General features: G+C 57.6%; 11 protein-coding genes. 1 reads left to right on the forward strand and 10 read right to left on the reverse strand.

Going from position 1 to position 13,011, the window contains the following annotated elements; genetic code table 11:
- Window positions 1-164: 164 nt before the first annotated feature.
- The 10 genes from BN3772_RS22415 to BN3772_RS22460 all read right to left on the reverse strand — a co-directional run bounded on the left by BN3772_RS22415 (window position 165) and on the right by BN3772_RS22460 (window position 11,171).
- Entirely contained in the window at window positions 165-638 is a 474-nt protein-coding gene (locus BN3772_RS22415; RefSeq protein ID WP_042202366.1) for a GNAT family N-acetyltransferase, read from the reverse strand.
- A 23-nt stretch (window positions 639-661) separates the two neighbouring features.
- The gene (gene fni / locus BN3772_RS22420; protein ID WP_086074710.1) at window positions 662-1,792 is read right to left on the reverse strand and encodes a type 2 isopentenyl-diphosphate Delta-isomerase; all 1,131 of its coding nucleotides are present in this window, start codon (window positions 1,790-1,792) and stop codon (window positions 662-664) included.
- Between the two features lie 130 nt (window positions 1,793-1,922).
- Window positions 1,923-3,419, reverse strand: coding sequence for a phytoene desaturase family protein (locus BN3772_RS22425; protein ID WP_042202367.1), 1,497 nt, complete (start codon window positions 3,417-3,419; stop codon window positions 1,923-1,925).
- Window positions 3,395-4,603, reverse strand: coding sequence for a glycosyltransferase family 2 protein (locus tag BN3772_RS22430; RefSeq protein WP_042202368.1), 1,209 nt, complete (start codon window positions 4,601-4,603; stop codon window positions 3,395-3,397). The genes BN3772_RS22425 and BN3772_RS22430 overlap by 25 nt, the downstream gene beginning before the upstream one ends.
- Window positions 4,600-5,334, reverse strand: coding sequence for a lysophospholipid acyltransferase family protein (locus BN3772_RS22435; protein WP_042202369.1), 735 nt, complete (start codon window positions 5,332-5,334; stop codon window positions 4,600-4,602). The genes BN3772_RS22430 and BN3772_RS22435 overlap by 4 nt, the downstream gene beginning before the upstream one ends.
- Window positions 5,303-6,088 carry a carotenoid biosynthesis protein gene (locus BN3772_RS22440; protein ID WP_042202371.1) on the reverse strand — a complete coding sequence of 262 codons (786 nt, stop codon included), beginning with the start codon at window positions 6,086-6,088 and terminating at the stop codon, window positions 5,303-5,305. Before BN3772_RS22440 ends, BN3772_RS22435 begins: the two co-directional genes overlap by 32 nt.
- Entirely contained in the window at window positions 6,089-6,949 is an 861-nt protein-coding gene (locus tag BN3772_RS22445) for a phytoene/squalene synthase family protein (RefSeq protein WP_042202376.1), read from the reverse strand. It lies immediately after the preceding gene.
- On the reverse strand, window positions 6,949-8,442 hold the full coding sequence (locus tag BN3772_RS22450) for a phytoene desaturase family protein (RefSeq protein WP_042202377.1): 1,494 nt from the start codon (window positions 8,440-8,442) through the stop codon (window positions 6,949-6,951). Before BN3772_RS22450 ends, BN3772_RS22445 begins: the two co-directional genes overlap by 1 nt.
- Complete coding sequence (locus tag BN3772_RS22455; RefSeq protein WP_042202378.1) at window positions 8,439-9,986, reverse strand: phytoene desaturase family protein; 1,548 nt, start codon at window positions 9,984-9,986, stop codon at window positions 8,439-8,441. The genes BN3772_RS22450 and BN3772_RS22455 overlap by 4 nt, the downstream gene beginning before the upstream one ends.
- Before the next feature lie 273 nt (window positions 9,987-10,259).
- Window positions 10,260-11,171, reverse strand: a complete 912-nt coding sequence (locus BN3772_RS22460) for a MerR family transcriptional regulator (protein ID WP_052380646.1) — start codon at window positions 11,169-11,171, stop codon at window positions 10,260-10,262.
- 269 nt (window positions 11,172-11,440) lie between these two features.
- Between BN3772_RS22460 and BN3772_RS22465 the strand changes: the two genes are divergently transcribed.
- On the forward strand, window positions 11,441-12,967 hold the full coding sequence (locus BN3772_RS22465; RefSeq protein WP_086074711.1) for a phospholipase D family protein: 1,527 nt from the start codon (window positions 11,441-11,443) through the stop codon (window positions 12,965-12,967).
- Window positions 12,968-13,011 lie beyond the last annotated feature (44 nt).

Genomic DNA, 13,011 nt, shown 5'->3' on the forward strand with positions numbered 1-13,011 from the left:
GTGGGGGTTGGTATCAGGTCGTTTCTTCCATGTCTCCTGATTCTTCACGTCCACCCCTCCTTTATTTTTCATCGGAGTTATCCACATTTTTTTGCATTGTATAATTTCCTGTGCAGCAAAAAAGACCCCGGCGGAGTCTTTCATACTGTTGTGGTATTTAATTGCTACAGCTTCTTAGACATCGAAATATCGGTAATCCCGTATCCCATTTTTTGATACAGCTTGAGGGCCCGTTCATTATCGCCGAACACATGCAGGCCGATCTGCGTGACGCCCATGGAACGCGCCTCGTCATCCAGCAGAGCCAGCGCTCTGCTGCCATACCCGTTACGCTGATACGGCTCGAAGATGTAGAAATCATAAATAAAGGCTTCCTTACCCTGGCGGCCACGGTTTACATTGAACCAGATATAGCCGGCCTGGGTGCCTGTTTCTTCCTCAACGACGGAATACAGATAGGCCCCTTCCGTATAAAGGCCCTGCGGCAGAAAACGGGTCATTTCCTCCTGCGACAGCTTCATCGCCGTCTCCTGATCCCATGCGCCGATTCTTACTTTATCCTCCGCATAATCGCGGGTTGCCTGCTGCAAAAAAAATTGAAAGGCAGGCTCGTCCATCCGGACCAGCTTAATCATCATTCAGCACTTCCTTTATACTTCTGTTATTGTTGCCGCCGGAGCAGCCGGGAGGTGCCGCGCAGCGCAGACAGATCGGGCGCGCCAATGCCGAACATCGCGATCCGCAGCTCCAGCTCCGCCTGGGCCAGCGCCCGGTCGAGCGCTTCCTCGGATTCCACTGCCGGGCCGAGCAGATTCCGGCCGAAGCCGGCGAGGTCGGCACCGAGCGCTATCGCCTTAGCCGCATCGACGCCGTGCCTGAGGCCGCCGCTGCCGATCAGCGCACCGTGCGGCGCGGCCGCCCGTACCCCGCGGATGCATTCAGCCGTCGGAATGCCCCAGTCGGCGAAGGCTTCCGCCGCTGCCCGGCGCACCGGATCGGTGCTGCGGAATTTCTCCACCTGGCTCCATGAGGTGCCGCCGGCACCAGCGACGTCGATAAAGGCAGCGCCGGCATTATACAGCCTGAGCGCCGTCCCCCCGTCAATCCCCCAGCCGACCTCCTTGATGCCCACCGGCACCGGCAGCGCCCGGCAGACCTTCTCGATCGCTGCAAGCAGAGAAGCAAAGCCGGTATTGCCTTCCGGCTGGAAGACCTCCTGCAGCCCGTTCAGATGCAGCACAAGCCAGTCCGCACCTGCAATGTCTACAGCACGGCGGCATTCCTCCACGCCGAAGCCGTAGGACAGCTGGACGGCGCCGATATTGGCGATGACGGGAATTCCCGGAGCCCGCTCCCGTACCCGGAAGGTCTCGGCCAGCTCCGCCCGCTCCACCGCCGCCCGTACCGAGCCGACACCAAGCGCCCAGCCGCGCCGCTCTGCAGCTTCAGCCAGCCGGTCATTGATCGCACCGGTCGCCTTGCTGCCGCCGGTCATCGAGCTGATAAGCAGCGGGGTCCGCAGCTGGCGTCCCAAAAAGGACGTCTGCAGTGAAATATCATCGAAATTCAGCTCAGGCAGCGCATTGTGAAGGAAGCGGTATTCTTCCAGGCCGGTAGTTATGCCGCTGCCTCCCACCGCCTCATTCAGACAGAGCCGCACATGCTCCAGCTTACGCTCGCCTGTTGTGGAGGAAGGCAGCAGGGACTTCTCCCCTGCGCTGCCCGGCAGAAGCGGGTCCCCGTCCGCTTGAGCCGCTAAGGATGTTGTAGTGTGTATCGGCAATTGCTCCATGCTGTCTCCTCCTCTGCCTTCTCATTTTGTAAATCCGTAACCGCCAAATGCCGGAGCAGCCGGCATCTCTTGCCAAGCACGCTTCATTATAGCACCGCCGCCCCGCAAATAACAGAAAGGCCGGCCTCTCCTAGCTTCCGCCTGCAATATGCTCACCTACAAGCCTCCCCGACAGGGATACGACCGGTGTTCCTCCTCCGGGATGGGTGGTTCCGCCCACATACCATAACCCCTGAATATCCCTGGATCGGTTGGCCGGACGGAAGAAGGTCTGGCGGACGGAATTGGAGGATATGCCGTAGATAGCCCCCCGGTGGGCGAGAGTATCATCGGCAAGATGCTGCGGCGTATAGCGCTGAAGGACCTCCGCCTGATCCAGCCCTGCGATGCCGAAGTTCTCCAGCGTGTCCGTCACCCGGCGCCCGTATGCCTCCGCCTCACTGTTCCAGTCGCAGGCACGGTCAAGATAAGGTGCATTGGCCAGAATGAACAAATTGCTGCCGTCCTCAGGAGCCATGCCGGGCTCAGAGCAGCCGGAGTGACAGACATACACTGCCGGATTTTGCGGCGGGCGTCTTTTGGCAAATATGTCAGTGAACTCAGGCTCATACTGCTCCGGAAAAAACACCGTATGATGCAACAGCTGCTCATATTTCCGCCTCACACCGGCAAGTGTCACAAGACCCGACAATGACGGCTCATAGCGTGCAATTCTGCGGTCGCTCATTGCCCGGCGTGCGGATTCCGGCAGCAGCATGCGGCTGACGCTCAGCACATCTCCGCCGGCAATTACGGTTCTTGCAGGGTAGAAGCCCCGTGAAGTCTCTACTCCTTCCACTTTACCGCGGACAGCAGAGATGCCGGTAACCTCTGTATCGGTAACAATCTCTACGCCAAGCTGCCGGGCCAGCGCCGCCAGCCCTTCCACCAGCTTATATGTACCGCCCTTAACCCCATATACCCCAAGTCGCGCCTCCACATGCCCCAGCATGGCAAATATCGCCGGAGACCGGTAAGGGGACGAGCCGACATAAGTGGCATAACGGCCCAGCATAGCCAGTGTATTAGGATGCCTGAAATAACGCTGAAGCAGCGACTGCAGTGTAAGAAACGGCCTTACCCGCAGCAGATCGCGCACAAGCGGCAAAGACAGCTTATCCTTCCACGAGAGCAGCAGCCGGTTCAGAAACTGCTTTTCGCTTAACCGGTAGAGCAGCTCAGCTTCAGCCATAAATTCCGTATAGCGCCCGGCATCCTGTGAAGAATAGGCGGCTATCTGCTCAAGCATAAACGGTGTATCCTTGGACAGATCAACCGTATGGCCGTCTGCAAAAACATTCCTTGTTCTCGGCTCCAGCTCATACAGCTCGGCATAGTCCTCCATCTCAGCCCCGGCAAGCTCATACAGCGAACGGAATACATGCGGCATGGTTATTGTACTGGGCCCCCTGTCAAAGGTATACCCCTGCTCTTTAACCCGCTGCAGCTTACCGCCGGGGTAAGCCTGCCTTTCCAGTACAGTTATCTTCCAGCCCTTTGCAGCCAGCGTAACTGCACAGGACAGGCTGCCGAAGCCGGCCCCGATTATAACCGCCTGCTTATTCAACGGTAACGCCTCCCTTTCCATATATAGCCCTGGCCGGATACACCTCCGCGCCACGATGCAGCTGCAATAGCAATCAGGCTTACAATTGCCGCCGGCAGCAGCATGCAGTGCCAGAAGGGCTGCCGGCCGGCGGCATCGGCCGTTCTTTTGACAGCGGCTCCGGCCGCGATGGCCGCGCCCGCCCAGAGCAGCGCCGGTGTCAGCCCGGTAACTATATTCCAAAGCGCAGCAATTACCGGAAAAACGTACAGCAGGGAATAGAACAGCAGGACCCCGAGCAGCAGCAGCGGCTTGCGTCCAAGGCCGGCATATATATTTTTGCGGTAGCCCCTCCAGACCTCTCCGGCATTGTGATACATCCGCATTTCTGTATGTTCTGTAATATCTGCCAAGGTTACCGGCTCACCGGCAAGCTTGACTGCTCTGGCCAGCGCCATATCATCCACCAGCTGATTACGGATGCCGCTGTGCCCTCCGCAGCGCTGATAGGAGTCCCTGTGAATCAGCATGAATCCGCCGTGGGCGGCCACAAACCGCGGGTCCCTTGAACGGCGGACCAGCGGGACCGGCAGATGGCAGATAATCGTGAACATCATCAGCGGAACAGCGAGGCGCTCCAGCCAGGAGCCGGTCAGCTGCCTGGGAAATCCGGTAATCAATCCGCTGCCCTGAAGCCCGGCTGCGGCTAATGCCGCGCTCAGCGCCTGTGGCTGCAGCCGGATGTCTGCATCCAGGAACAGCAGCCACTCTCCGGCGGCGGCCTCCGCCAGCTGGGCGCAGGCATGGCATTTGCCTGCCCAGCCTTCCGGCAGAGCGGCACCTGCAAGTACTTGTGTCCGTGCGCCTCCGGCCGCTGCGGCAAGCGCTGCAGTGCCATCGGAAGAACGGTCATCCAGTACGATAATCTCGACCGGGCGTCCAGCCGTGCTGCAGGCAAGCACAGAGTTCAGGCAGGCGGTTATGTTCGCCGCTTCATCGCGCGCCGGAATCAGCACGGAAATGGCGGGGGCCTGTGAAGCTGCGGACTCCAGCCGGTATTTTGTATCCGCTGCACCTGCCGCTTCCTGCCTTTGCTGTTCACTCTCAGGCCCTGCCGGCCCCTCTCTGTACTGTGCCCCTAGCACCGGAAGCCTTGAAGCATTCCATACGGCAAAAGCCAGCTGCAGCAGGATCACTGCGGTTATGCCTTGCAGAACAGCAATCATCGGCCCCCCCTCCGCCAGGCATCATATCTTTCATGAACCGAGCCGCCTGTCTTCATCAGCGGCTCGAAGCCGGCCGGCATATGCCCCTGGTGCTCAAGAATCAGCCGGCGGTGGCCATCCAGCTGCTCCCGCAGGCAGGAGGCCAGCAGCGCCGTAACGCTGTGTCTGTCCATAGCTTTCCATGGATGGATCTGAGGCGGGCCGGCCACAAGCGTCGCCTCCGGCTTGGGATGGAAAAACAGCCCGTGATACAGGGTTACCGGGACTACTGCAGTATCGGGACACAGGCGGAGTACAACGGCTGCCCCTTCCTTGAGCTCCAGCGGACGGTGCTCAAGCGGCAGAAGCTCGCCTTCAGGATACATCCACACACTGCCACCTTCACTAAGGAGCCTTGCAGTATAGCGCAGGGAGGCCCTGACATCGGCAGGCTCGCTGCGGTTGATTGAATAAGCGCCCAAGCGGCGGAAAAACTGAAATTTGCGCAGCTGGGCTTCCTCCATCATGAAATACTGCCGGCGCCGGGTTAGCAATTTTGCCGCATGATATGCCAGCAGTCCGTCCCACCAGGAGCTGTGGTTCATAATGTAGAGTACCGGCCTGTCTCCGGCTGACGCCGGCTGCAGATCACCTGATATTCCGATGGCACGGAAATGCCTGCGCAGCAGATACAAGGAATTGTATCTGTAGAACAGGGCATCAAAGCTTGACGATTTGGCCGCTTCGAGCATAGCGCAGACTCCCTTCCGCGAGTACAGCCCCTATACCGGCAATTATTATACAAAGAGGCAGTCCCTCTCGGAGGCCGACAAGACCGAACATCATTAGAACAGCCTGATAGAGCCGGGTGCCGAGCCGGACAGTCTTGGGTGATATCCGGACTGCGGGCACGAAGAAGGACAGCAGCGAGCCCGCAATCAGCCAGCCGGCAAAATTGCTCCAGGGCACTCCGTAAAAGCCGCCCCCGTCCCCCCAGGTCCAGAACCCCCGTGCATGTGCCACGGGGTCAAGCACCAGATCCAGCAGGACGGTCCAGAAGCCGACCTGTGCCGCCCGCAGCAGCAGAAGTCGCCAGCCTGACTGCCCGAAGTCCCGGCTCAGCAGGACGGCATTGCCGACAACGGCGATCCAGGCAAATCCCAGCGTGACCGGCACACCGTACACCAGCGGCCCGAGAATATCGGAATAACTGTAGCTGCCGAACAGGTGCCCGGTATGAACGCCGAGCCATTCTACCCCCATTCCGCAGGTCCAGATCAGCGCAGCGGATAGCAGAAAAGGGAACGGCTTCAGCTGACGCGGAAAAATGACTGACTGGTCGGCCATATAGGTCTGTACATGTCCCTTGATAATTAGTTCACCAGCATACACTGCATAAAAGACCAGAAATAGACCGTTTGAAAACTGCAGCCCCTGCGGAACACTGAAAAAAATCAGCAGCAGAGCGCCAATACTATACCAGAGCCAGAATACAGTCCTGATCATCTACAGCACCGCAGCCAGTCTGGATGCATAACGTGCCGCTGTATGGCCCAGCATCCGCAGCTTGGCTTCATCGCTGACATACGCCCTGTTGCGGAAAACATCGTACCCGGCTTCAGCCACCGATTCCAGAATAGCTGCATAGAATGCTGCCGCCAGTTCGACTGCGAGGCCGCTCTCCGGCGGATAAGTCTCTATATGGGCAAGCCCCTTCTCGAACCAGCCCAGCGCTTCCCGTCGGAGGTCTTCGATGATGTTCACGAAACGCTGGTCGACAAGACCCGATTCCAGCTCCTCCTGGCTGTAACCGTATTTCTGCATAAGCTCAAGGGGCACATAACGCCTGCCCCGGCGCAGATCCTCTCCGACATCACGGATAATATTGACAATCTGCATACCGATGCCCAGCGAAATGCCGGCCGCCTGTACATCTTCATCCGAATCTTCGCGCAATACCGGCAGCAGCATCTCACCGACAGTACCGGCCACAAGGTAACAATAGTCTTCCAGCTCCGCCATAGTCTCATAATGAGTGAACGTCAGATCCCCCAGCTGTCCTTGCATCTGCAGCAGGAACGGTTCCCGCGTAAGGCCCGGGAAGCTGGCGAACAGCCAGCGGAGTGCCGGCCAGATAAAGTGCCCTTCCGCTTCCTCAAGCCGTATGAAAAGCCGGCGCAGCTCATGAATGGTATACGGCGACTTCTCCGGCTCATCCACACTGTCGTCAATAATCCGGCAGAAGGCATAAATCACATGTACAGCTTCACGGCGCGGACTCGGCAGTCCGGCAAAAGCCTTATGAAAGGAGGTCGAGCCCTTCTTCATCAATTCCTCACACTCGCGCATAATGCTCTCGTTAATCATCAATTCATCTCCTTCATGAGTTCATGGACAGCCATCCGTGCACCCTGCATAACAATCGGCACACCTCCGCCGGGATGGACAGAGGCGCCTGCGGCATATAGGCCTTTGATCGGATACGGCTTAGGCTGAGGCCGGAAGACGCCTAGCTGGCTCAGCACCGGGGCAATACCGAAGCTCCCGCCACCGTAGAGGCCTTCCTTGTGCGCATCCGCCGGCGTACGGAGCTTTTTCCATACAAGACTGGACTTCAGACCCGGAAACCCTCTCTGCTCCGCATCCTCCAATACACGTTCGGCCAGAGAACCGGCCAGGGTATCCCAATCCAGCTCCGGATCAGCCGGAACAGGAATCAGGAAGTACAGCACGCTTTCTCCGGGAGGTGCAGCGCTGTCATCCACAGCTGCCGGATTAAACACGTAATAGGAGGGCAGCTGTGAAATTCTGCCGCGGTCAAATAATTCACGCAAGTTATCATTCAGGCTGTCCGGCAGGAAGAACTGATGGGTCTCTGCTTCCGGCCAGCGTCTGTCCGTCCCGGCATAGATCAGCACACAGCCTGAGGAGGGCTGATACCTGCTGCGCTTGAGCGTGCCCTTAACTGAGTTACGCTTCACAGGCGCAGCTCCGGCGAACAGCTCTGCCGGCAGCAGCTGCTCCAGCAGTGGAAATTCGCCATTGTACAGCACGGCATCATACGAATGCCGGACACCACCGGCAACGATACCGGTGCACCGCCCGTCTTCAACATGCAGGCTCTCTACCTCTGTACCGGTGTGAATCTCAACTCCGCGGCTCAGCAGCTCACGGGAGAGGATACGCGGCAGCTGTCCATAACCGCCCTTCAGCATCCAGATGCCGAAGGCGCTCTCCGCATACGGCAGCATCGTGTATATGCCCGGGGTGCGGAACGGGGCGCCGCCGATGTACAGGCTCTGCAGGGAAAAGGCGTCCCGCAGCTCCTCGCTGCGGAAATAGCTGCCTACCGCCGACCGGAGGCTTCGGTAGGCACGCAGACGGCTCATCAGCCGCAGATTCGCCGGGCTGAAGAATTCACGCCACCGGGGGAACGGCTGCTCCAGGAAGGAGGCCTTGCCCCGAGGGAACAGTCCGGCCATATCATCCATAAACCGGAGGAAGCCGCTGCCCTCTCCGGGGAATTCACGTTCAATCTCCGCGGCCTGCTCTTCCAGGCCTGCTACCTTGGTCAGCACACGCCCGCTCCGGAAGTGAATCCGGCAGAGCGGATCGCAGCGCAGCAGCTCAAGGCTGCCGGGCGGAAGCCCGCCTTCCTCGAGAATGCCGTTCAGCATCTCCGGCAGCAGTACAATGGTCGGCCCCTGGTCAATCCGGTACGGCCCCTCCTCTTCAAAAGCGACCCGGCCGCCCACCCGGTCGGCACGCTCATAAATCACGACCTCCTGCCCCTGTCTGCTCAGCAGCAGCGCCGCAGTCAGCCCGCCGATGCCGCCGCCGACAATAGCTACGCGGCTCACAGCGGCACCCCGCTGCCCGCTGCACCTGCTACGGCAACGGACCGGCTGCGGGCAGCGCGGTCATGCTCCTCAAGCAGGCGTGCACTGATCTTCGCCGACTCAAATATCGTCGGCAGCCCGCTGCCCGGATGCGTACCGCCCCCTACAAGCCAGATGCCGGACACCTCCTGGAACGTATTATGCGGCCGGAGGTACATCATCTGGCCGAGATTATGGGCCAGATTAAAGGTCGCACCGTTATATACACCCAGGCTGTCCCGCCAGTCCAGCGGCGAGAAGAACTTACTCTCCTCCACCCGTCCGGACAATCCGGCCAGCTGCGGAATGTGCTCCAGCCGCTCCATCATCTGCTCCCTGACAGCCGGTCCCTCCTGCCGCCAGTCAATACCGGCCTGCAGATTGGGAACGGGCATCAGTACATACAGAGAGGATTTGCCGGCCGGAGCCAGGGTAGGGTCAATAACCGAAGGGTTGTGTATATAAATGGACGGGTCAGCCGACAGGACACCTTGCCGTGTTATTTCGTCTACGTTGCGGCGGTAGTCGCCCGAGAAATGAACGGAATGGTGCCCGAGATCCACTGCACCGTCCACTCCGAGATACAGCATCGCGGTCGAGCACGAATAGCGCTTGCGGGCCATCTTGACCGGCGTATATTTTTTGAGCAGGCCCGGCTCGAACAGCTGGGTCACTGCCGTCCCGAAATCAGCACCGAGCACAACGTAATCCGCCTGCACCTTTTCCCCGTCCGCCAGCAGCAGGCCGGAGGCATGATGGTTTTTAACCATGATCCTCTTCACTGCACTTGAAGTATGAATACGGCCGCCGAGCTCCTTGATCACATCTGCCATAGCCTGCAGCACCTTATTAATGCCGCCGATAGGATGATACAGGCCATAGCGGTGCTCGAGGTAGGACAGAATCGTAAACGTTCCGGGACATTCCCAGGGCGACATTCCCAGGTATTTGGCCTGAAAGGTAAACGCGTAACGCAGCCGTTCATCGTCAAAATATTTCGACAGCCGGTTATATACCGTATCCGTTGCATGCAGCTTGGGCAGCGCGTGCAGCACATCCCTTTTTAAATAATCTGCAGGTGACTGAAAGGGGCGCTGGAGCAGGGGCATCACTCTGGAGAACTTCTCGTCCTCCTCAGCCATAAACCGGCGGTAGCCGGCACCGTTGCCGGGGAACAGCCGCTCGATCTCCGCCGCCGTCTGCCCCTGATCCGTAGAAGGCCGGAATACGGTCTCCCCGAAGTGCAGGGAATACAGCGGGTCCAGCTCCTTCATCGAAACATAACTGTGCAGGGAGCGTCCCGCCATCGTGAACAGCTCCTCCAGCAGATGCGGCATCATCAGAAAAGTAGCCCCGCGGTCAAAATGGTATTCACCCAGCCGCAGCTCTCCAGATCTTCCTCCGACCGTATCCTGCTTCTCATATACCTCAACCTCATAGCCCTTAGCAGCCAGGAGCATAGCAGCAGCAAGCCCTCCCGGACCTGCACCGACCACCGCAACCTTGGCGGCGCTTGTTCCAGCCATCCGTCCCACTCCCTACTCCATGATTTTCATTACAGCGCACACAGGATTGCCTGCGCAAACATTATACAAAAACTATACATTTATGATACAAATATCATACATACTTTATCTACCCCTGTAAACAGCTACCCCTAACCGGGTTTACCGGAAAAAACAGGATAAACTTAAATAGGGCCCTGATTTCTCTTTCCCGGCATAAAAATCGGCACCAAAAAACCCTTCCGCTTCACCCGCAGGTGATTGAGAAGGGTTTTTGCAAGCTCTTTTTCAGCGCTAATTTCTTAGTCCGGTAAATGAAAAATCAAACCATTCCTGCCAGCGTCCGGGAGGACCCCATATCACTTCAGCAGCTTCGGGAACTGGCCCCCCCGCCTCTTCGTAGGCTTTGCCTCCCAGGATAAACCGCATATCCGCCCGTACCGCCTTCAAACGTGCAATCAGCGCTTCACAGTAGGGCCGCAGCTCCTTATCAGTAACCGACAGGCAGACCGCCCCGACCCGGCTTTGCGTTTCCAGCATGGCTATAATCCCGGCCTCCGGCGTATTGGCACCCAGATAGACTACCTCTACCCCGTTTTTGCGCAAAAAAAGCGAGAACAGCAGCAGGCCGACCTGATGATGCTCCCCTTCGGGACAAAAGGCCAGCACTTTCGGCAAATGGGCATACACCGGGAACAGATGAAAGAACTGATAAAAGCGGTTGGAGACCATATGCGTCATATAATGCTCCTGCGCCACTGTAGCTGTGCCTGCCTCCCAGGCATCGCCAACCCTGACCAATACCGGTACAAGCACCTGATGGAACATCGCCTCATACCCGTACATGGAAAAGCCGAAATCAATCAGCGCATTGGCCCGCTCGCCCTGAAATTCGAGCAGCGCTGTATAGATCTGCTGCCTCATCTTCGCAAAGGCTTCCCCGGATGTCCCGTCGTTCCCTGCCGGGCCTTCTGCCGCCGGATTATCCTTACGGGCCTTCAGCAGCCGGACCGCATGTGAAATACTGATCCCCTGCTTCTCTGTCTGCTCCTTCAGCCAGCGCAGGTCTTCAATATTGTCCTGGGTGTACAGCCTGTAGCCGGATTCAGTCCGCTCAGGTGTAACTGCCTGATACCTGTTCTCCCAGGCTCTCAATGTGACAGACGGTATGTCCAGCATTTCGACGACCTGTTTAATCGAGTACACCTTGCACCCCACTCTCTTTCCCATAACCTGGTACATAATATTTAATAATTCAAACCTTATACAAAACATTTACACTCATTATACAGTCGTACCCGTATTATGTCATCAGATTCGGCTAACAGCCGGAGCTGTGAGCGGGAGCGAATATTCCTGCCATGTTCCGGAAAAAAATATACGTTCAGGCTTTTTGGGTACAGCTGCTTCACTTGTCCTTCCAGGGCGGTAATAGGTAGTTACAATACCCCGAGCAGACTCAGGAGGATCCTTCCATGACTTCAGGCAGACAACCCGGCACACCGGAACGGCTATATCAATTCAGTAATTCCATAAGCGGACCCTCCACTGCCTCCTCCAGGCCCAGATGGACGCTCCGCCGTAAATTATCCGTAGTGATCCTGCTGCTTATTGTATGGCTGGCCGGTGTCATGCTCTATCAGACGCACAAGTCTCTGCCGCCTGGCATTTCCTATGAAAGTCCCGTGTATAAGGTTACTGACGTTCAGTTCTGGCATGATCTTACTTATCAGGACGGCAGTGCAGACGGGGGACGGGAGGAGCAGATTCTGCCGAGAATTCTGCAGATTATCGAGGAATCCAGACAGTTTCTCGTTATTGATCTGTTCCTGTTCAATGATTACACCCATAAAGACCAGCAGTTCCCCAAGGTCAGCCGGGAGCTTACCGATAAGCTCATTGCCCACAAAGCTGCATACCCGGCAATGGATATTGCGTTTATTACCGATGAGGTGAACACCAACTATGGCTCCGCAGCGAATCATCTGCTCGAGGAGATGAAAGCCGCCGGCATCCGGGTGGTAGTCACCGATGTGGATAAGCTCCGTGATTCTACACCTGCCTACTCCGCAGTATGGCGGACCTTCATCCAATGGTTCGGACAGTCCGGCAACGGCTGGATTCCCAACCTCATGGCCACGGGCGGGCCGGATATTACCGCCCGTTCCTACCTTAAACTGCTGAATGTCAAGGCCAATCACCGCAAGGTGGTGGTCAGCGAGAACAGTGCGCTCATCTCCTCCGGCAATGTGCATGACCCAAGCGCTTATCACTCCAATATTGCGCTGGAGGTGCAGGGTCCGGTTATTGCCGATATTGTGCGCACTGAACAGGCGGCCGCCGATCTTTCCGGCGCCGGCCCGCTGCTGACACAGGCGCCGGCGCTTACACAGGCTGCAGAAGGTCCGCTGGGCATCCGTTATCTGACTGAAGGTAAGGTCAATAAATACACGCTGGAGGCTATCCGCAGCGCCGGGGCTGGCGATACCCTCTGGATGGGGATGTTCTATCTGGCCGATGATGCCGTTATCAGCGGGCTGCTTGAGGCAGCAGAGCGCGGTGCAGAGGTGCGGCTGCTCCTGGACCCGAATCAGAATGCCTTCGGCCGCGACAAAATCGGTATTCCCAACCGGCCGGTTGCGATGAACCTCAACCAGCGCTCCGGCGGAAAAATTGAAATCCGCTGGTATAACACCGGCAAGGAGCAGTATCATTCCAAGCTGCTGTTCATTGCCAAAGCCTCCGGCCCTTCTATCGTGCTGGGCGGCTCAACAAACTTCACAACCCGCAATCTGGATGATTATAATCTGGAGAATAATCTGTGGGTGAGCGTACCTTCGGATCAGCCGCTGTATACGGACATATCCGGTTACTTCAACCGGCTGTGGAATAATGAGAGGGCTGATTACAGCCTGCCGCTGGAGGAATATCAGAGCGGGATGACCTGGCTGAAATACATCGTCTACCGGATGCAGACGCGATTGGGGTTTACTACCTTTTAAGCAGGCCCATACAGAGCCAAATAACCGCCGGGAAGCCTGAATCG

This window comes from Paenibacillus camerounensis, assembly GCF_000723885.1.
Lineage (GTDB): Bacteria > Bacillota > Bacilli > Paenibacillales > Paenibacillaceae > Paenibacillus_AQ > Paenibacillus_AQ camerounensis.

What these genes read in the sequence shown, in the direction of transcription:
- BN3772_RS22415 (WP_042202366.1), bottom strand. Translation starts at nt 638, where the DNA reads ATGATGATTAAGCTGGTCCGGATGGACGAGCCTGCCTTTCAATTTTTT.
- fni (WP_086074710.1), bottom strand. Translation starts at nt 1,792, where the DNA reads ATGGAGCAATTGCCGATACACACTACAACATCCTTAGCGGCTCAAGCG.
- BN3772_RS22425 (WP_042202367.1), bottom strand. Translation starts at nt 3,419, where the DNA reads ATGGAAAGGGAGGCGTTACCGTTGAATAAGCAGGCGGTTATAATCGGG.
- BN3772_RS22430 (WP_042202368.1), bottom strand. Translation starts at nt 4,603, where the DNA reads ATGATTGCTGTTCTGCAAGGCATAACCGCAGTGATCCTGCTGCAGCTG.
- BN3772_RS22435 (WP_042202369.1), bottom strand. Translation starts at nt 5,334, where the DNA reads ATGCTCGAAGCGGCCAAATCGTCAAGCTTTGATGCCCTGTTCTACAGA.
- BN3772_RS22440 (WP_042202371.1), bottom strand. Translation starts at nt 6,088, where the DNA reads ATGATCAGGACTGTATTCTGGCTCTGGTATAGTATTGGCGCTCTGCTG.
- BN3772_RS22445 (WP_042202376.1), bottom strand. Translation starts at nt 6,949, where the DNA reads ATGATTAACGAGAGCATTATGCGCGAGTGTGAGGAATTGATGAAGAAG.
- BN3772_RS22455 (WP_042202378.1), bottom strand. Translation starts at nt 9,986, where the DNA reads ATGGCTGGAACAAGCGCCGCCAAGGTTGCGGTGGTCGGTGCAGGTCCG.
- BN3772_RS22465 (WP_086074711.1), top strand. Translation starts at nt 11,441, where the DNA reads ATGACTTCAGGCAGACAACCCGGCACACCGGAACGGCTATATCAATTC.